Annotated in this window: 22 protein-coding genes; 14 read left to right on the top strand and 8 right to left on the bottom strand. The window is 57.4% G+C overall.

Annotation, left to right across the window (positions count from 1 at the left end; genetic code table 11):
* Positions 1-47 precede the first annotated feature (47 nt).
* The 11 genes from yajC to BM069_RS05050 all read left to right on the top strand — a co-directional run bounded on the left by yajC (position 48) and on the right by BM069_RS05050 (position 8,093).
* Positions 48-329 (top strand): preprotein translocase subunit YajC, encoded by a 282-nt coding sequence (gene yajC, locus BM069_RS05100; protein ID WP_093321028.1) that lies wholly within the window; start codon positions 48-50, stop codon positions 327-329.
* Positions 330-371: 42 nt separating this feature from the next.
* The gene (secD, locus tag BM069_RS05095) at positions 372-2,033 is read left to right on the top strand and encodes a protein translocase subunit SecD (RefSeq protein WP_093321026.1); all 1,662 of its coding nucleotides are present in this window, start codon (positions 372-374) and stop codon (positions 2,031-2,033) included.
* A 4-nt stretch (positions 2,034-2,037) separates the two neighbouring features.
* Entirely contained in the window at positions 2,038-3,006 is a 969-nt protein-coding gene (gene secF, locus BM069_RS05090; RefSeq protein WP_093321023.1) for a protein translocase subunit SecF, read from the top strand.
* Positions 3,007-3,010: 4 nt separating this feature from the next.
* Positions 3,011-3,760 carry a TSUP family transporter gene (locus BM069_RS05085; RefSeq protein WP_244503531.1) on the top strand — a complete coding sequence of 250 codons (750 nt, stop codon included), beginning with the start codon at positions 3,011-3,013 and terminating at the stop codon, positions 3,758-3,760.
* Positions 3,761-3,763: 3 nt separating this feature from the next.
* Positions 3,764-4,117, top strand: coding sequence for an Mth938-like domain-containing protein (locus BM069_RS05080; RefSeq protein ID WP_093321018.1), 354 nt, complete (start codon positions 3,764-3,766; stop codon positions 4,115-4,117).
* A 233-nt stretch (positions 4,118-4,350) separates the two neighbouring features.
* The gene (gene ccmA / locus BM069_RS05075; RefSeq protein WP_093321016.1) at positions 4,351-4,971 is read left to right on the top strand and encodes a heme ABC exporter ATP-binding protein CcmA; all 621 of its coding nucleotides are present in this window, start codon (positions 4,351-4,353) and stop codon (positions 4,969-4,971) included.
* A complete protein-coding gene (gene ccmB, locus BM069_RS05070; protein ID WP_093321013.1) occupies positions 4,968-5,624 on the top strand; it encodes a heme exporter protein CcmB in 657 nt (218 codons plus the stop codon). The genes ccmA and ccmB overlap by 4 nt, the downstream gene beginning before the upstream one ends.
* Before the next feature lie 88 nt (positions 5,625-5,712).
* A complete protein-coding gene (locus BM069_RS05065) occupies positions 5,713-6,465 on the top strand; it encodes a heme ABC transporter permease (protein ID WP_093321009.1) in 753 nt (250 codons plus the stop codon).
* Positions 6,465-6,617, top strand: coding sequence for a heme exporter protein CcmD (ccmD, locus tag BM069_RS05060; RefSeq protein ID WP_093321006.1), 153 nt, complete (start codon positions 6,465-6,467; stop codon positions 6,615-6,617). The genes BM069_RS05065 and ccmD overlap by 1 nt, the downstream gene beginning before the upstream one ends.
* Before the next feature lie 43 nt (positions 6,618-6,660).
* Positions 6,661-7,173, top strand: coding sequence for a DsbE family thiol:disulfide interchange protein (locus tag BM069_RS05055; protein ID WP_093321004.1), 513 nt, complete (start codon positions 6,661-6,663; stop codon positions 7,171-7,173).
* A 221-nt stretch (positions 7,174-7,394) separates the two neighbouring features.
* On the top strand, positions 7,395-8,093 hold the full coding sequence (locus tag BM069_RS05050; protein ID WP_093321002.1) for a DUF1223 domain-containing protein: 699 nt from the start codon (positions 7,395-7,397) through the stop codon (positions 8,091-8,093).
* A gap of 3 nt (positions 8,094-8,096) precedes the next feature.
* Here BM069_RS05050 and BM069_RS05045 read toward each other — a convergent pair whose 3' ends face one another.
* The 4 genes from BM069_RS05045 to purB form a co-directional block, all read right to left on the bottom strand.
* Entirely contained in the window at positions 8,097-9,149 is a 1,053-nt protein-coding gene (locus tag BM069_RS05045; RefSeq protein ID WP_093321000.1) for a flagellar motor switch protein FliG, read from the bottom strand.
* A gap of 69 nt (positions 9,150-9,218) precedes the next feature.
* Positions 9,219-9,749, bottom strand: a complete 531-nt coding sequence (locus tag BM069_RS05040) for a tetratricopeptide repeat protein (RefSeq protein WP_342028837.1) — start codon at positions 9,747-9,749, stop codon at positions 9,219-9,221.
* Positions 9,750-9,826: 77 nt separating this feature from the next.
* Positions 9,827-9,982, bottom strand: a complete 156-nt coding sequence (locus BM069_RS19775) for a hypothetical protein (RefSeq protein WP_170846677.1) — start codon at positions 9,980-9,982, stop codon at positions 9,827-9,829.
* Between the two features lie 134 nt (positions 9,983-10,116).
* A complete protein-coding gene (gene purB, locus BM069_RS05035) occupies positions 10,117-11,421 on the bottom strand; it encodes an adenylosuccinate lyase (RefSeq protein WP_093320997.1) in 1,305 nt (434 codons plus the stop codon).
* Between the two features lie 80 nt (positions 11,422-11,501).
* Between purB and BM069_RS05030 the strand changes: the two genes are divergently transcribed.
* Entirely contained in the window at positions 11,502-11,840 is a 339-nt protein-coding gene (locus BM069_RS05030) for a hypothetical protein (RefSeq protein ID WP_244503530.1), read from the top strand.
* Between the two features lies 1 nt (position 11,841).
* Here the strand turns inward: BM069_RS05030 and BM069_RS05025 are convergent, their stop codons facing one another.
* Entirely contained in the window at positions 11,842-13,053 is a 1,212-nt protein-coding gene (locus tag BM069_RS05025; protein ID WP_093320993.1) for a bifunctional alpha/beta hydrolase/OsmC family protein, read from the bottom strand.
* A gap of 98 nt (positions 13,054-13,151) precedes the next feature.
* A complete protein-coding gene (dddP, locus tag BM069_RS05020) occupies positions 13,152-14,495 on the bottom strand; it encodes a dimethylsulfonioproprionate lyase DddP (protein ID WP_093320991.1) in 1,344 nt (447 codons plus the stop codon).
* Between the two features lie 115 nt (positions 14,496-14,610).
* On the opposite strand from dddP, the gene BM069_RS05015 reads away from it, so the two are divergent.
* Both BM069_RS05015 and BM069_RS05010 read left to right on the top strand, forming a co-directional pair.
* A complete protein-coding gene (locus BM069_RS05015; protein ID WP_093320988.1) occupies positions 14,611-15,348 on the top strand; it encodes a heme-dependent oxidative N-demethylase family protein in 738 nt (245 codons plus the stop codon).
* 201 nt (positions 15,349-15,549) lie between these two features.
* Positions 15,550-16,098: a gamma carbonic anhydrase family protein gene (locus tag BM069_RS05010; protein ID WP_093321376.1), complete on the top strand. Its 549-nt coding sequence runs from the start codon at positions 15,550-15,552 to the stop codon at positions 16,096-16,098.
* A gap of 34 nt (positions 16,099-16,132) precedes the next feature.
* Here the strand turns inward: BM069_RS05010 and BM069_RS05005 are convergent, their stop codons facing one another.
* A complete protein-coding gene (locus tag BM069_RS05005) occupies positions 16,133-17,830 on the bottom strand; it encodes an AbgT family transporter (RefSeq protein WP_093320986.1) in 1,698 nt (565 codons plus the stop codon).
* Positions 17,831-18,374: 544 nt separating this feature from the next.
* On the bottom strand, positions 18,375-18,890 hold the full coding sequence (locus tag BM069_RS05000) for an aggregation factor core (RefSeq protein ID WP_244503529.1): 516 nt from the start codon (positions 18,888-18,890) through the stop codon (positions 18,375-18,377).
* Positions 18,891-19,068 lie beyond the last annotated feature (178 nt).

Below are 19,068 nucleotides of genomic sequence, written 5' to 3'. Positions count from 1 at the left end.
TGCGACTTTGCGGGAGAGACCCGCTTACAGACAAAGGACGCCACACTATGGAACAACTCGGCCAGTTTTTGCCGCTCATTCTTATCTTCGCGATCATGTATTTCCTGCTGATCCGCCCGCAGCAGAAGAAAGTCAAAGAACATCAGTCGATGGTTGACGCGCTGCGCAAGGGCGATCGGGTTGTGACCCAAGGCGGTCTGATTGGCAAAGTGGCGAAAGTCAAAGAAGACAACGAAGTGGAAGTTGAATTGGCTGAAGGCGTGAAAGTGCGCGTCGTAAAATCGACCATCGCACAGGTTCTGTCCAAGACCGAGCCGGCAAACGGCTAAGCCATATTCACTGACCGCACGACCTGACCGGAGGCCGCATTCATGCTGCAAATCGACGGCTGGAAACGGGTATTGATCCTGCTCACCTGCGTGGTGGGTCTGGCGCTTGCCCTGCCAAATGCCTTTTATCCACGGGTCGAGGCCCACAACGACGCGGTCGCCGATCTTGAGGCGGGGCTTTCGGGCAATGGCCTTGAAGAACTCGCTGCAGGCTGGCCGAGCTGGATGCCTTCGGGCCTTGTGAACCTCGGTCTTGATTTGCGCGGTGGGGCGCATCTTCTGGCCGAAGTACAGGTCTCGGACGTCTATGAGGCGCGGATCAAGTCGATGTGGCCTGAGGTGCGTGACCTTCTGCGGGAAGAGCGCGCCACCATCGGCACCATTCGCCTGCAACCGAGTCCTGTCGACGAACTGCGCGTGAAAATCTCCAAGCCCGAAGCCATTCAGGAGGCCGCAAGCCTTGTGCGTGGTCTGGCGCGACCAGTGGTCTCTTTGACCGGCGCAGGGGCAACGGATTTGCAGGTTTCCGTGGATGGCGACACCATTGTTGTGCAGCTGTCGGAGGCCGAAAAGCTGGCAACTGACGAGCGCACTGTTCAACAGGCATTGGAAATCGTGCGTCGCCGGATCGACGAGGTGGGCACACGTGAGCCGACCATTCAGCGTCAGGGCGCGGATCGTATCCTGATTCAGGTACCGGGCATTGGTTCGGCGTCAGAGCTCAAGGACATCATCGGCACAACGGCCCAGTTGACCTTCAACCCTGTTGTCGGACGCGGCTCAAATCCTGACGCATCAGCTGGCATTGGCAATGAAATCCTGCCGTCTCTGGATGAGGAAGGCGTTTATTACACCATCGAAAGTGCGCCTGTTGTGACCGGCGAAGAACTGGTGGACGCACAGCCAACCTATGACCAGAACGGGCGCCCTGCGGTGAACTTCCGCTTCAATCCCACCGGCGCGCGCAAGTTTGGCGATTACACAGCGGAAAACATCGGCAGCCCCTTTGCAATTGTGCTGGATGGCGAAGTGGTCTCGGCCCCCACCATCCAAAGCCATATCCCGGGTGGCTCCGGCATCATCACCGGACGCTTTACGGTTGAAGAAACCACCAACCTCGCGGTTCTGCTGCGCGCCGGTGCGCTGCCGGCGGGTCTGGAATTTCTTGAGGAACGCACGATTGGTCCAGAACTGGGCCAAGACAGCATCGAGGCGGGCCGCATCGCCTGTATCGTGGCTTTTGTCGCTGTGCTGGTCTTTATGTTCCTGAGCTATGGCACCTTTGGCCTGTTTGCCAACATCGCCTTGATCATCAACGTGGGTCTGATCTTCGGCCTGCTCAGCTTGATCGGCGCCACACTGACGCTGCCTGGTATTGCGGGGATCGTTTTGACCATCGGTATGGCGGTGGACGCCAATGTGCTGGTGTTTGAACGTATCCGCGAGGAACTCAAAACCTCCAAAGGGCCGGCGCGGGCGATTGATCTTGGCTATGAAAAAGCGCTCTCGGCCATTCTGGACGCCAACATCACCACCTTCATCACCGCCGTGATCCTCTTTGCCGTGGGCTCCGGCCCTGTGCGCGGCTTTGCCATCACGTTGGGGCTTGGCATCATGACTTCGGTCTTCACGGCGATTTTTGTGACCCGTCTGATTATCGTCATGTGGTTTGAACGCCGCCGACCCAAGACAATCGAGGTATAATCCCATGCGTTTGAGACTTGTTCCCCAAGACACCAAATGGGATTTCTTCTCCCGCCCGTTCCTCTGGCTTGGAATTTCCGGAGCTCTGATGGTGGCTGCCATGGTCAGCTTCTTTGTTGTGGGGTTGAACTTTGGCATCGACTTTAAGGGTGGCACCACGATCCGCACCGAAAGCGCACAGCAAGTGGTGGTTTCTGAGTATCGTGACGCTCTTGTGCCGCTGGAGCTGGGCGATGTGACAATCACCGAAGTGTTTGACGTGAATTTCGACGAGAACCAGAATGTCACCATGATCCGCATTCAGGCCCAAGAGGGCGAGGAAGCGGTGACAGCGGATGTGATCCGCGAAGTTGAGGTGGCGCTGAAGACCGTGGCACCGGACATTACGTTTGTGTCTGTCGAGTCCGTTGGTCCCAAGGTTTCCGGCGAGTTGATCCAAACCGCTGTGATCGCCGTTCTTTTGGCGATTGGCGCGGTGCTGATCTATATCTGGTTGCGCTTTGAATGGCAGTTTGCCCTTGGTGCGGTTGCGGCCCTTGTGCACGACGTTGTGCTGACCATCGGCGTCTTTTCCGAACTGCAAATCAAGTTTGACCTTGCCATCATCGCGGCCCTTCTGACCATCGTCGGCTACTCGCTGAACGACACCGTGGTGGTCTTTGACCGCGTGCGGGAAAATCTGCGCAAGTACAAAAAGATGGAACTGAAAGAGGTCATGAACCTCTCGATCAACGAGACCCTTAGCCGGACGGTGATGACCTCTGTTACTACACTGCTGGCGCTGATCTCGCTTTTTGTGCTGGGTGGCGACGTGATCCGCGGCTTTGTTTTCGCAATGATCTGGGGTGTGATTGTCGGGACTTATTCGTCGATCTTTATCGCCTCTGCGGTTCTGCTGAAACTCGGCGTGAAACGCGACTGGTCCAAACCAGACAACACGGCCGGCAACCAGTTCGCCAACGTGGATGCCTGATCTCTTGACCCAGGCACTGGCCCTTGAGGGCCTTGCCTGGGTCGCCTTGGCTGCCTTTGTCGCGGGCGTCATTCGCGGCTTTTCCGGTTTTGGAACAGCTTTGATCTATCTGCCTGTGGCAGCACAGGTGATGCCGCCGTTGTGGACGATCCTGTCGCTGGCGGCGATGGACATCATTGCGCCCGCCGTGCACATGCCCGCCGCCCTGCGCAAAGGTCATCCACGTGATTTGATGCGACTGATGGGGGGTGTTGTGCTGTTGTTGCCCGTGGGGCTCTGGGTGTTAACGCGCGTGGATCCCGACATTTTCCGATATGCGGTTTCTCTGCTGACACTGGGCATGCTTGTGGTGCTGGTCTCGGGATTGCGCTATCGCGGCGCGGTCACGCCGCCGATGGTCTGGGGCATTGGCGGAGCGGGCGGGTTTCTTGGAGGCGCTGCGGGCCTGCCGGGGCCGCCTGTGATTTTGTTCTATATGGCCAGCCCCCATTCTCCGACCGTGGTGCGGGCAAACACCACCGCTTATCTCTTTTTCTACGATCTTCTGTTGATTGCTGTTCTGTTGGTGCTTGGCGGGTTTGAACCGCTCGCCTTTGTGATCGGTCTGGCCTTGGCTTTGCCTGCCTTGGCGGGCAATCTGCTGGGCGGGGCGCTCTTCCATCCGGCGCGGGAGCGGCTATACCGAGGCGTGGCCTATGTGGTCATCGCAGGAGCGGCTTTGTCTGGGTTGCCGTTTCTCAATTTCGGAGGGTGACAAATGCAGATCAGCGAAGTGCACTATGAGGATGCTGTCCCGATTGACGGATATGGTCCCGGGTTTTTCCGCGTCAACGGCGATGTCATTCATGGCGGCGCCATCATCACTGCAACCGGTGCCCGCAGCTGGGGTGGCTATGACGATGTCGAGGCTGTGTTGGCGCTCAAAGATAAGGTGGACTTTATCCTTATGGGCACCGGAGAGACGATGGCACCGGTCAACAAGGAATTTCGGGACGCGATGGAGGCGGCAGGGATCGGCGTCGAGCCCATGGCCTCGGCGTCCGCCTGCCGGACTTACAACGTTCTGGTCAGCGAAGGCCGCCGCGTGGCGGCGGTGGTGTTGCCGTTGTGAGAGCAGAGCAGGGGCCTTGCCCCTCGCAGCTGCGCTGCTCACCCCAAGGTATTTTGGGCAATAGGAAGAAACGAGGCGCGCGTAAGCCGCGGCTGGCGCGGCGCCGACGCAATACCGATGTTTTGCCGACGCTGCGCTGCGAGCTGCTTTGCCTTTGGCGACAGGGTGTCGCCTCTGGCGTTCCGGCGGTGTTTTCTCTTTTGTCGTCAGCGCGGATGAGCTAATCCCAAGGCATGACTTTGACCGTTTCTGATTTGATCGTCGCCCGGGGGGGCATTGCCGTTCTGGAAGGTGTGTCATTCACCCTGAAATCAGGCCGTGCATTGGTGATACGCGGACCAAACGGCATTGGCAAAACCACCATGTTGCGCACCATCGCAGGCTTGCAGCCGCCGATGGCCGGCAAAGTCGATGCCCCCGAGGAGAGTTTTGCATACGCGGCGCATTCGGACGGGTTGAAATCCATGCTTTCGGTGGAGGAGAATCTGCGGTTCTGGGCCAGCGTTTTTGGGCAGAGCGACATTGATGGGGCCGTTCAAGCCTTTGATCTTGAGGATCTTTTGCCAAGGCTGGCTGGCGCTTTGTCTGCCGGTCAAAAGCGTCGACTTGGTTTGGCGCGGCTTTTGGTGACGGGGCGATCGATCTGGATTTTGGATGAGCCGACAGTGTCTCTTGATACCCAGTCGGTCGCCAGATTTGCTGACGCTGTTCGGGCGCATTTGGCGGCGGGAGGAAGTGCGTTGATTGCCACGCATATCGACCTTGGTCTGGAGGGCGATGTGTTGGATGTCGGCCCCTTCAAAGCCACAGGGCACCACGCGGACCCCGCCGGATTTGACGAGAGTTTTCTATGATCGCGCTTTTGACACGTGACCTGAAACTGGCCGTGCGCGCCGGTGGCGGGTTTGGACTTGGCCTCGCGTTTTTTCTTATTGTTGTGATACTTGTGCCGTTTTCCGTGGGTCCGGAGAGCGTTTTGCTGTCCCGCATTGCTCCTGGAATACTCTGGCTGGGCGCGTTGTTGGCCTGTCTGCTGTCGCTTGATCGTATTCTGGCGCTGGACTGGGAAGATGGCACTCTTGATCTCGTGGCCACGTCGCCGCTCCCTCTGGAGGGGGTGGTTGCGGTGAAATCTCTGGCCCATTGGATCACGACCGGCCTTCCGTTGGTGATTGCGGCGCCGGTGTTCGGATTGCTTTTGAACCTGCCTGCGCCCGGCTATGTGTGGCTGATCCTGTCTCTGGCGGTTGGAACGCCGGCTCTCAGTGTTGTTGGCACTTTCGGAGCGGCTCTGACCGTGGGGCTGAAACGCGGAGGGCTTTTGCTCTCGCTGTTGGTGCTGCCGCTTTACGTTCCGACCCTGATTTTTGGTGCGGAGCTCGCGCGTCGGGGGGCAGAGGGGCAGGCAACGACCACTCCACTTTTGATGCTTGCCGGAATAACCTTTGGTGCAATTGCACTTTTGCCCTTTGCGAGCGCGCTGGTTTTGCGGATAAATCTGCGGTGAGCCAAAAGTTTAATCCAAATCAATGTCTGCGCACCCGCTCTCGGCGATGTGAGGTGCAGACAATGATTAACGCAGCTAGGACAGACGCATGAGTTCGATCTGGGAAAACGCCAATCCGGTGAAGTTCAGCAGACTGGCAGGGGTGGTTCTGCCATGGGTGTCCGGCTTCGCCGCGGTTGCGCTGGTGGTTGGCCTTGTCTGGGGGTTTTTCTTCACGCCTGATGATTTCCGCCAAGGGTCAACGGTAAAGATCATCTATCTGCACGTGCCCTCGGCGATGATGGCAATCAACATCTGGGCGATGATGCTTGTGACCTCTTTAATTTGGCTCGTGCGGCGTCACCATGTGTCGGTGCTGGCGGCCAAGGGGGCTGCGTCAGTCGGTGTTATCATGACTTTGATCGCTTTGTTTACCGGTGCCGTCTGGGGACAACCGATGTGGGGCACATGGTGGGTCTGGGATCCACGACTGACGTCTTTTCTTATTCTTTTCCTGTTTTATCTTGGCTACTTGGCCCTCTGGGAAGCGATCGACAATCCGGACACCGCTGCGGATCTGACTTCTGTTCTGTGCATTGTGGGGTCGGTTTTCGCACTGCTTAGCCGATACGCAGTGAACTTTTGGAATCAGGGCCTCCATCAGGGGGCCTCGGTGATGCGCGCAGGCGCAGTGACAGGCACGGACACCGAGGAAAAGGTCTCCAACATCTTTTTCTACCCTTTGTTTCTTTGCATCATTGGGTTTGTTCTTCTGTTTGTGGCGCTTGTTTTGTTGCGCACGCGGACCGAAATTCACAAGCGCCGGACCAAGGCGCTCTTGGCACGGGAGCATTTGGGTTGATGCCTGATCTGGGAAAATATGCCGCCGAAGTCCTATCTGCCTATGGCGTGGCCATCGTTTTGTTAGGCGCTCTTGTGCTTTTGAGCGTTCGGGCCGCGCGCCGCGCCCGCGTGGAGCTTGAAGCAGCGGAGGCGCGACGCCGTGACCGATAACACCCCTCAAGAGAGCCCGAAAAAGAAGGGCATTTCCCTATTGATGCTGTTGCCGCCGATTTTGTTTGGCGGGCTCGCGTTGTTGTTCCTTCTGGGTATGAACCGCGAAAACCCTGACGAATTGCCGAGTGCATTGGTTGGCAAACAGGCCCCCGCGGTTCAGGTCGCGCCCTTTCCGGATATGGAGATGCTGAGTGATGCGGATCTGCGTACCGGCGAGATGACGTTGGTGAACTTTTGGGCAAGTTGGTGTGGGCCATGCCGCGTTGAACATCCCAATCTTATGGCGTTGAAGGCCGAAGGCATCGAGATACTTGGGGTGAACTACAAAGATCCCGAGGGCAACGCGGTTCAGTTTCTCCGCGATCTGGGGGATCCCTATGCCAAAGGGGGCGCGGACAATACCGGTCGCATGGCGCTGAATTGGGGGGTCTATGGTGTGCCTGAGACCTATCTGATTGATGGCGCTGGCAACGTGGTGCTGCGCATTGCCGGCCCTGTGACCCAGCGCGAGATTGACGAGCGACTGCGACCGGCCATGGACAGCCTTAAATGATCTAGGGGCGCGACAGTCGCGCCTGTGTCACTGGTCGCGTTTCCGGCGTCTGCTCGATAGGACGCCGCGTTTACAGTGTTGGTTGCTGGAAAATGGCACTTTGGCTGGGTCTGCCTGTTTTGGCGCGCGGCCTCACTGGTTACTCTCAAAACGTTGATTGGTGTTACGGTCCTTCCCGACGTAGAACTGGCTAAGGGGATAATTCACGGAATGGACCAATAATGACAAAAGCGGCAGCTCTCTTTGCAACCCTTTGGTTTGTAATGGCAAGTGCGGTGACAGCGCAGACCACCTATCCGGTGGTGGTGGAGCTTTATACCTCGCAAGGATGCTCGAGCTGTCCGCCGGCGGACGAGTATTTGCGCAAGGAACTGGCTGGGCGCGAAGACGTCATCGCGTTGGCATTGCACGTGGATTACTGGGACTACATTGGTTGGAAAGACAACTTTGCCAATCCGGACTACACCAACCGCCAGAAACTATATGCTCACGCCTCAGGACATCGCTCTGTGTATACGCCCCAGATGATTGTGAACGGCGCGGATCACGTGGTTGGAACACATCCTGGCAAAGTTGAAAAACTGATTGAGGCGCATAAGGCGAAAAAGCCGACAGTGGCGCTGGATGTGGCGCGCAAGGGCAACCGGATATCAATTGCCGCGCGTGCGGAAAATCAGCAGGACATGAGCGTTCATGTGGTGCGGTATCGCCCATCCGAGGACGTGTCCATCAAGCGCGGTGAAAACGCCGGTCTTACGCTGACTTATGTCAATATCGTGGATGACTGGAAGGTCGCGAAAAAATGGAACGGACGCGCGCCTCTTGATTTTTCGGCCCCTGTAAAAGGGGACGGTCCGGTGGTGGTTCTGGTACAGGTGGCAAACGGTGGCCCGATCCTTGCTGCGGCGCGCATGAAGTAGGCCTTAGTCTTCGTCGGGTACAATCAATTCGATGTCCCCGAGCCGAGCCATTTCGCGAATGGTCTTGGTGATTTCCGCCATTGCCGGTTCTGCCTCGGCCAACTTGACGGTGCCGCGATCTTCGACGCCTTCGCGCAGTTGATCGGCCAGCCGGTTGGGAATGTTCTCCAGCATAAACTCGGTTGATAGGCCTAGGTCTCCTTCGGTCGCGTAGGTCATTGCGGTGATCAGATCACCTTGGTCAATGTCGCGCAATACCGAAGGAACATCCAAACTTTTCAAGCGCTTGTGGATGTGAGCATAGGTGAAGATCGTTTTTCGGACCTTTGCTGCGAAATCCGCGTCGGTTTCATCCAGAGAGGTGAGAATGTCGTCGCGCGTGGCGCTGGTGGAGTTGTTGAGGATTGCGCCCAATCGGCTTTCGGGTCCATCGGAAAAGGCGCGCGGTGGGCGGTCATCGATTTGACACGCAAGCGTCAGGCCGATCCGGTCAACGGCTTCGGGACCGATTTTGTTGGTCATGGACATGGTGTGGGTGATGCGCCGCGCTTTGTCTCCGGGCAGTTGGCTAAGCAGATTGGCTGCCTTGTCCACGTCGAGTTTCGAGATCAAAACAGCCGACACTTCGATGCTTTCTGAAGACAGCAAATCCACAAGGTCGCTGACGGGCAGGGCACGGATACGCTGCCATGGTTGACCCGCGACGCGAACACCTGCCTCCTTGCGCAGGCGCGCGGCGGTGAGGGGGCTGATTTTACCTTCCAAGACATTCAGAGCGCCGGAGATGCCATTGGGAAAAGACAGTCCGATGGATTCGAGTTCATGAGCAAATTCCATCAAGACGTCCGACAGTGTCTCTCGATCAATGTAGCCCATTTCCGCCATTAGATAGGTCAGGTCGGATTGGTGTTCGTCTGAGAGGTTTGTGAGTTCGAGCTCGGCCCCTTCATTCAAAAGAAACCGCACAATAATCGCAGCTTTTTGCTTTCGCGAAAGATGCGACCCGCCGCCCATCGACGCACCAGGGCGGATCTGTGCCATAGGAATAGCGCTCATAGGGTTCTCCTTAGTCTTGGGCGCACTCAAGCACTCAAGACTAAAGAAACCCTGAATATCGGCGGGAAATCAGTAGTTAAACGTCACGCCGGTTTGAATTGCGGAGGCAAGCGAGGTCTCGGCCCATGTGCCTGAGCCACCGCGCTGGCGGATCTCAGTCAATTCCGCGCGGGCAGCGACAAGATTGCCGGCCTCAACATGGGCCTGACCGAGGTAGGAACGCGCGAGGATGTTGTTGGGGTTCTGGGTGATCGCCTGATCGTAGAACGCCATGCCTCGGGTCACATCGCCAAGTTTGCGATGGGTGAACCCCCAGTAGGTCAACACGCGATCCTCCGACTGATCGGACATGGCCGCCAGAACAGATTGGGCGTCGTCATAGCGATCATTGTGCGCCAGTGACCGGACGTTGTCATAAAGCTGATCATCGGTGAGGCTGGCGTTTTCCGGTTTCGTGCAGCGGTTTTTCTTCTCGCTCCAAACCTTTCCGTTTTTGCATTCCTTAACCGGCTTGGGCGCGGTGGGTGTTGCGTCGCCAGCCGCAAAGACCGGGGCGGCGAAGGTGAACGCTACAGCGGCGGATAGAACAACTTTCATCATTGCGAAACAAACTCCTGAAATGGCCTAGCATCTTTTGAGCGAGGCTTAGTGTAATACGCCAGTTTTTCTGGTGTGGATCAACCTGTCGCGGTTATGCAGCGCTGCTTTTCGACATCCCAAATCGATCCGGCCGCGCAGCTCATCACGACGTGATCGGAGCTACATCCCATGGCAAATGCCAGTCCGGGTGTGGTGGCCATTGCGGCCGCGATGATCAGTGATTTCAACGTCATTGGTGCCTCCCTGATTTTCAGAAAGGCTAGCACGGTAACGCGAAATCGCTAAATCACAGGGTTGTTAGTGGGTGGAAAAATGAAAAGGCCGCCCAGAGATGGGCGACCTTTGGTATAAGTATCAATGGGTTGAGTTACTCTCCAAACACCCGCTTGAAGATCGTGTCGACGTGTTTTGTGTGATACCCCATGTCGAATTTCTCGTTGATGCCATCCACGCCAAGCGCTTTGACCACATCTTCATCCGCCAGAAGCTGTTCCTGGAAATCAACGCGTTCTTCCCAGACTTTCAGAGCGTTGCGCTGCACCATGGAGTAGGCGTCTTCGCGGCTCACGCCAGCCTGTGTGAGAGCCAACAGAACGCGCTGCGACATCACAAGGCCGGGGAATTTGTTCATGTTGTCGAGCATGTTCTCGGGGAAGATCAGCATCTTGTCGACAACACCGGCCAGACGGTTCAGAGCAAAGTCCAGCGTGATGGTGGCGTCGGGGCCGATCCCGCGTTCAACCGAGCTGTGGGAAATGTCACGCTCGTGCCAGAGGGCGACGTTTTCCATCGCAGGAATAACGGTCATGCGCACCAGACGAGCCAGACCCGTCAGGTTCTCGGTCAGAACCGGGTTCTTCTTGTGCGGCATCGCAGAGGAGCCTTTCTGGCCCATGGAGAAGAATTCCGCCCCTTCCAGAACTTCGGTGCGCTGCATGTGGCGGATTTCAACAGCGATGTTTTCGATCGAAGAGGCGATCACGCCGAGCGTGGCAAAGAACATCGCGTGACGGTCGCGCGGGATAACTTGTGTGGAGATCGGCTCGGGGCGCAGGCCCAGTTGCTCGCACACATGCTCTTCGACGGCAGGATCGATGTTGGCGAATGTGCCGACCGCGCCGGACACGGCACCGGTCGCCACTTCCCAGCGAGCTTTTTCCAGACGGTTCTTGTTCCGGTCCATTTCGGCATAGAAGCGTGCGAAAGTGAGGCCCATGGTGGTGGGTTCTGCGTGAATGCCGTGGGAGCGGCCAACACGCAGGGTGTCTTTGTGCTCAAGTGCGCGTTTCTTCAGTGCTGCCAGTACCTTATCCATGCCTTCCAGCAGGATGTCGGCAGCTTTGACCATCTGCACGTTCAGGCAGGTGTCCAACACGTCAGACGAAGTCATGCCCTGATGTACAAAGCGTGCTTCTTCGGAGCCGACATGTTCGGCGAGGTGGGTCAGGAAGGCGATAACGTCGTGTTTGGTCACGGCTTCGATTTCGTCGATGCGGGCCACGTCGAATTCGACGTCCTTGGCCTTCCACACGGCGTCGGCGTTCTCCTGTGGGATCACACCCAGTTTGGCCATTGCGTCGCAGGCGTGCGCCTCGATCTCGAACCAGATGCGGAATTTGGTTTCAGGCGACCAGACGGCAACCATATCGGGGCGGGCGTAGCGAGGGATCATATCACGGCCTTGTGTTGTGTAGCTGGGGTTGCGCGCGGTTTAGACTGTGTTGATCAAATCAGCAAGACAGGAGGGGCCAAGTGGGACGTATTGCCGTTGTTTGGGGCGTTTTGACGCTTTGTGGCGGGGGCGTGCAGGCCTCGGACTGGACGATTTTGACGGGCAAGGAGATCACGGATGCGCTGAGCGAACGCACGTTGCGTTATGAGGCGGCGATGCAGGTGTTTTATGCGTCAGGTCGAACGCTTTATGACGCGGAAACAGAGAGCTGGGGGTATTGGCAGGTGCGCGGTGATCAATATTGCAGCCAGTGGCCGCCTAGCGGACTGTGGGACTGCTACGATGTCGCCCGTCAAGGCGACACCATTCGCTTTGTCGGATCAGATCGATCCTTTTCGGATGGCGCTTATGACGATTAGGTCAACCGACTGTCGTGATCACTTTGCTTGTGCGCTCTAAGGTTTTGTGAACAGGGCATTTGTCCGCAATTTCAACTAGACGATCACGCTGAGTTTGATCCAAGTCACCCGTCAGGTGGATGACCCGTTTGAACGTGTCGACCTTGTCGCCATTCGGAGCCTCGGCATCTTTGACGTGTAGTTTGTCGTGGCTGACGTCGACCCAGACATGATCCAGAGGCCAGCCCTTGCGGCGGGCGTACATGCGGATGGTCATGGACGTGCAGGCACCCAGACCGGCGGCGAGAAATCCGTAGGGGGTCATGCCGCGATTTGTGCCGCCGTAAGCGAGCGGTTCGTCTGCCAGTGCGTGATGCAGAGGGCCGGCGTTCACATCCTGCAAAAACCCCTTGGGGTCGGCTTCGGACACGCGCACAATGCCCTCCGGCGCGCCGGGTGGCGGTGCGGGCGGACGCAGGTTAAGATAACGACCTGCCCAAGCTGCGATCACCTCTGCGGCGTATTCGGCATCCTCACCGTCCGAGATCAGGTGGTCGGCATCATCCAGCGTGACAAAGCTTTTGGGGTGTTTTGCCGCCTGAAAAATTGCGCTGGCGTTTTCGATATCGACGATTTCATCGCGAGGTGCGTGCAGGACTAGCAGCGCCCGTTTGAGCCCTGAGATGGCTGGCGCGAGATTGGCGGCGTTCACATCATCCACAAAGCTTTGCCGGATCGTGAACGGGCGTCCGCCGAGTTGCACCTCGGCTTGCCCGTGTTTTTCGATCGCCTCGAGAGCGCCGCCAAAGTTGTGCGTCACATGACCGGGATCAAAGGGCGCGCCCAGTGTTGCGACCGCCTTGACCGTTTCGATGTCGCCCGCCGTGCGCAGGACGGCCGCGCCACCAAGGCTATGGCCGATTAGCAGATCGGGCGGCATGCCTGAAGCAGAAAGAAAATGAGCTGCTGCGCGTACATCTTTGATGTTGGAGGAAAAATTCGTGTTGGAGAACTCACCTTCCGAGTGACCAAGCCCTGTGAAGTCAAAGCGCAATACCGCAATGCCCATCGCGCTTAGTCTGCTGGCGATGCGGCGGGCGGCGGGGATGTCTTTGGAACAGGTGAAACAATGGGCGAAGATGGCCGTGGCCAGATGCGGCCCGTCTGGCAGGTCAAGCCGTGCAGCAAGATTGCCGCCGTCATGGCCGGGAAAGGTGATGCGTTTGGTGGGCATGGCTGGCTCCTTGCTGCTCCATGCTGACCAATGTGCGTGACCAAAGCGTTACCGTGAAGGGCGGCAGGCCCCAGATAACGCTATGGTGACTTTCTGTGTTAGCTTTCGCCCATCAAAGCGGGATCAAACGGGTAAGTGGTGAGATTTTCGTAGCCGTCTTCGGTGATCAGCACCTGATCTTCGAGCTTGATCGAAAAATCGCCGCCGACTTCTCCCACCAGAGCCTCGACGCAAAGCACAGTGCCAGCCTCAAGCGGGTAATCAAACGCGCCCGGAACGGCCTTGTCCGCATAGGCCACAAGTGGCCATTCATCGCAGAGCCCGACGCCGTGCATCAGACAGCCGTATTTTTGCTGCATGAATTTGTCGTCAAGTTTGTGGGCATTGGCCGTCAACTCGGGAATGGTCACGCCGGGTTTGAGCATTTCCATGTTGGTCATGATATGTTCGTGGGCGTGGCGCATGGCGTAAACCATTGCGTCTGTTGGCTTTTGGTCACCGATCCACCAACTTCGGGAGATGTCGATGCAAATGCCGTAGGCGCCGATGAGGTCGGTGTCAAAAGAGATAATTTCGTTGGGTTGGGTGATGCGTGGTCCGCATTCCTGAAACCAAGGGTTGGTGCGGGGACCAGACGCCAGCAGACGGGTTTCGATCCATTCGCCGCCGCGTTTTATGTTTTCGGCATGCAGCACGGCCCAGATGTCATCTTCGGACGTATTGCCGAGTGGCACATTTTCGCGGGCGAATTTCTCCATTTCAGCGACGGCGGTTTCGCAAGCGTGATTGGCGCAACGCATGGCGAGAATTTCGTCGGGACCTTTGACCGAACGGGACTTTTCGGTGACTTCTTCGCCTTCCATGATCTCAAAGCCCTGAGCCTCAAGCGCGCGCAGGCCGTGCAGCATGATCTTGTCGACAGCGAGGCGTTTGTTGCCGCCTGCGTGTTCTTGGAGCAGGACGCGGACCTCGTTGGAAAAGACGTCCGCCGCGACGTCGATTTTGTCGCCTCGGTCGAAATAAAATAGGTCGGCGCCTGAGCGCGCTTCGCGTACTAGAGGATTGAATTCGCTTAGGAATGGGGAGTTTTTATAGTCCCAGATCACCATATACCCGTCGGCGCAAAGGAGGACTGCGCGGAAGGGATTGTGGGTGTTCCAGAGCTGCATGTTTGTGCTGTCGGTGGCGTATCGGATGTTGAGGGGATCAAACATCAAGAGGCCACCATAGCCACGCTCTACGATGTGGCGGGTCAGTCGCTCCCAGCGGTGGCGGCGCATGGCTTGCAAGTCGGGTTGCACAAGGCCGGCGGCGGCCCATTCCTGAAGGGCGAGGCGTGTTGGACCGATCTCGATCCGGTTGCCGTCGTTGGGGGTGTTGTCCCCGAGCATTGCGCCGCGTGAGGGGTCAATCTTGCGGGTGTCGCTGTAGTGTTGGGTCATTGTGGCCTCCCTTGTGCCTACTGTGGGCGTGCGAATCGTCGGATGGCGCGTTGAGAAGCGACGTTTTGTGCCGTTTTTTGGTGCGCGCTGACAGCGGGTGGGCTAGCAAAGGGACATGACTGAGATCGTACAAACGACCGTTCCTTATGATGCTTTGGCCGAGGTCAAGCTGCCTGGAATTTCCCCTATGACTCCGGAGGACTGGATCATGGTAGATGAAGTCTATGGGGCGCAAATGTCTGAAAGAGAACGGTTTTTGTCCGAGCGGCGCTCTGAGGTTCTGGATATTACAGAGGGGGCGGAGCCGGCATGTGAGGAACTGTTGGACGCGGTGCTGGCCGATCTTGCCCTGCGGGATGATTTTGAAGTTTCCGAAGGGGAGGTTCTGTGTCCGGATCAAAGGCGGGTTACGGTTGACCGCCGAGATCCCTTGGGCACTGTCGGGCGATTGGTGCAGCAGGATTTTTGCATCCATGAGCGCCGCGGTGATGAGCATGTTATGACGGCTGCGGTTCTGTGTTTTCCGGCCAGTTGGACCCTTTCGGAAAAGATCGGCAAGCCTCTGACTTCTATACATATTCCGGTGCCCGAGTATGATGGGGACGTGGCAAAGAGAGTGCAGAGACTGTTTGACGGGATCAAGGTGGGCCGACCGATGTGGCGCAAGAATGCGAATTGGTATCTCGATCCGGATCTGTTTCATCCCATGCGTGAAAACGCCCCGCGAAAACAGGAAGTCGAAGGGGATTACTTGCGCACCGAGCGGCAGAGTTTGCTCAGACTGCCAAAAACTCAGGCCGTGGTTTTTGGCATTCACACCTTTGTTCTTCGGCGCGAAGACGTCCAATTCTAAACGCTCAAATTTCTGGTCGGTTTTCCGTCGGTAAAACGTCGGTATTGCGTCGGTATCGCGGGAGTGCGGTTTCGGCGCGGGACTGTTGTTAACGCGCGGTGTTGCCGGAGGGGCTGCGGCAGGGTGACGTGGCGGGAGGTGTGCGCGGAGCGATTGACCTGATTGGGGCTGAGCCGTTGGATGGCCAAAACGGAGGAATGGATGGGACATATCGGGAAACACGTCACGCTGGATGAGCCGGCCTTTGTTCACGAGACTGCACTGCTTTATGGCAAGGTTCATGTCGGCAAAGGCGCGTCGATCTGGCCGCATGTTGTGACGCGTGCGGAGGTGTTTGAGATCCGCATTGGCGCGCGCACGAATATACAGGATTTTGTGATGATCCATGTCGGGGCGGGGTCTGCGACGGTTGTCGGCGAGGATTGTTCCATCACCCACCGCGCGACGTTGCATGGCTGTGAGATTGGCGATCGCTGCTTGATCGGCATCGGGGCCACGATCATGGACGGAGCCAAGATCGGCGCGAACTCGATTGTCGCAGGCCACGCGATTGTTTCGGAAGGGTCGGTGTTTCCCGAGAATACTGTGATCGCGGGCGTGCCGGCCAAAGTTGTGGCCACGCGAGACAACGGCGCGGCGAATTTGGCCAACGCGCGGTTTTACGAAATCAATGCTCGAAATTTTGCCAAAGGCGAGGATCTGTTTGCAGCGGATCAGTTCAACGAAATAGGGCAGCTGTTCAAACCCTGAACAGCTGCCCCAGTTTTTGTCGTGGTGCCGCGGCTTATTGCGGAGGTGTGAAGAACACAGCTTCGCCCGGTCCAAGCGGCAGGCCAGCGAAGGCCCAGAGCAAGAACAGGATGGTCCAGCCGATCATGAAGCTGATCGAGAAGGGCAGCATCAGGGAGACGAGAGAACCGATGCCAAAGCCAGGGCGGTATTTTGCACCCACGGTGATCACAAAGGCGAAGTAGGTCATCAGCGGCGTGATGAGGTTCGTGCTGCTGTCACCGATACGATAAAGCATCTGCGTCGCTGCCGGAGTGATGCCTACGGTCATCATTACCGGCACAAAAATCGGCGCGAGAATTGCCCATTTGGCGGAGGCCGACCCCATGAACAGGTTGATGAAGCCAGACAGAACCACAAAGCAGAGGACCAGAGCGATCCGGCCAGCGGTGGTGTCCGCGGGCAGCGCTTCGAGCAGTTCGGCACCCTGCATCGCGATTACGATCCCGATGTTTGAGGCGTTAAAGTAAGCCACGAACTGCGCCATGAAGAAGACCATAACGATGAAGCTTGCCATCGAGAGCGCCGCTTTTTCCATTGTGCGGACAAAGTCGGAGCCGGTTTTGAACGCGCCCACCGCACGGCCATAGACGAAGCCCGGGATCAGGAAGAAGAAGAACAGGATCGTCACAAGGATGTGGGTTTTGAACAATGGCGCATGGGTGATGTTCACTGAGCCATAGCGCGCTTCGAGTGCGGCGATGGTGTCCGGTGCCAGTGACGCGGTGGAGAACACACCTTGCAAAGGCAGGTTGCCTTCCATCGGAACCGCAGTCCAAACAATCAGAGCAGCATAGGCCAGAGCCGCCAGACCAGCGAGGCGCAGGGCACGGGTTTCTTTCGGCGACGCGCCCTCCGGCATTTCCGGCAGTTCTGCGTCTTCGGTTGGTTTGTATTCACCCAGATGCGGCTCGACGATTTTGTTGACAACGAGGGTGCCGATCACAACCACGAGGAAGGTCGAGACGATCAGGAAGTAGTAGTTCATCGTCGCGATGTTCATGGTTTCCGCAAAGTCGGTGCCCAGAAGGCTGTCGCCTACGGCGGCGGCGGGTTGGGTGAAACCACCAAGCAGCGGATCAAGGGAGGTGATCACGAGGTTCGCGGAGAAGCCGCCCGACACGCCAGCAAAGGCAGCGGCCAGACCTGCGAGCGGGTGACGGCCCAGACCCCAGAAGACCAGCGCACCAAGCGGGATCAGGACAAAGTAGCCGGCGTCAGCGGCGATGTTGGCCATGACGCCTGCAAAGACAACGGTCGGCGTCACAAGTTTGGCAGGGACAGACACAACCAGTTTGCGGATGGTGGCCCCGATCAGGCCCGAGTGTTCCGCGACGCCGATTGCGATCATGATCACCACAACCATACCAAAGGGCGCGAAGTTCACGAAGTTCGGGGTCAGGGTGGAGAAGAGATACTGCCAGCCTGACGGATAAGAGGCGACAACCTGACCGTTGCGCGGGTTTTGCAGATCAATTGGCTCATTGCCGATAAGATTGTTGACCGCATAGGTGCCGGTTGCGGTTTCCACCGACACACCAAGCGCCGATAGAACAGCGGTCAGAGCGAGGATACCGAGGCAAAGCCAGATAAAGAGGATTGTTGGGTGCGGCAAGCGGTTGCCGAGTCCTTCGACCATCGCGAGGAAGCGTTGCATCCCGCTCGGTTTGCTGGTCGTACCTGAGTCAGTCATTTAACTGTCCTTTGTTGCACGGACGTTGGGCAAGCCAACAAGTGCGTTCTTTAATCAAATCCGCCGGTCTCCGTTTCGGTTTCCGGGCGACCTGGTGTTAACCGGTCGTTCATATCAACTAGCGCCTTCAAACCTAGCCGGCCTTGAAAATCAAGTTTCGCAGCCCGCCTCGATCTGTCAATTGCAATAGTTGACCCGTGATCCAGTCGCAAATTTGCGTGAGTTTTGCAAAATCTATGGGCAGGAATTGGCTCAACCACGACGGGGGCGGCGGGAAATGGCGCGCAGGATCTGAATAAATGTCTATGGCGTTAACCAATTCTTGGCAAAGGCAGAAATTGCGACGCTTTGCGGCGTCAGATGGTTAACAGGGGCTTGATGCTGGAGGTGTCTCGGCCGGCTAAGAAAATTGCGTCGTGGTCGAATTTGGTATCGAAAACTGAAAAGGGCGCTCTGGTGAGCGTCCTTTTGTTTCGCCGGAAAGATTCGGATACTTGGGGAAATGCGTGGAACTGGCGCCCGTGCTTGTCTCCGGACTGTTCAATCAGCAGTTCGAATGAGGAAGTGACGCACCTGCGGCTGTGTTGAATGTCGCGCTGTTTGTGGCTGTTGGTGTCGCGAGCCGAACGGTGGCACCGGAAATTTCCGACCCGTTGACTGTGATTTCGCGGCCGCCCGTTGTGTCATCGACGTCGATGGTAAAGGAAATGCTGTTGCCAGGTGACAAGGTGTCGATGTCCAAAAGCAGCTTGTTCTGTCCATCCCGCACGTCAGGAAGAGACCGCAATGATGCTTTTCCGGATGTGACTGCGAAAGGCTGATACACCTCGACGCCGGCACCTGCGCCGGTCACGTCAAAAATCAGACCAGCTGCAGACGTGGAGAGATCCAGTGTGAGGGTTGCAGAGGATATGGGGCAGGCTCCGGAATTGCGGATTTCGAACCGATCCTTGGGCGCGCCCTCAATGAAGCGGACATCGACGCTTGAGAGGGCATGGGTTGCCGCCACAACTGCAAGGGCGAGTGTGGGGAAGAAGACGGTGGCGAAGGGAATGCGCATTGTGTGCCTTTTGTTTGGGTCACAGGGTTTACGCATCAAACCATCGGATGGATCAGTGGCGGTGCCCAGTTGCGGTTACGGGAGTAAGTTTGCTGGGGCTGGCCGTCGGGGGGAGGCGGCGTGCGTGACACCTGATGGCAGTGCTGTTGCATCGGGCAATTCCCAAAGAAAAAGGGCA

The sequence above is a fragment of the Shimia haliotis genome, from assembly GCF_900114415.1.
Classification (GTDB): domain Bacteria; phylum Pseudomonadota; class Alphaproteobacteria; order Rhodobacterales; family Rhodobacteraceae; genus Shimia; species Shimia haliotis.
This window is presented reverse-complemented; position numbering and strand designations above follow the sequence as displayed.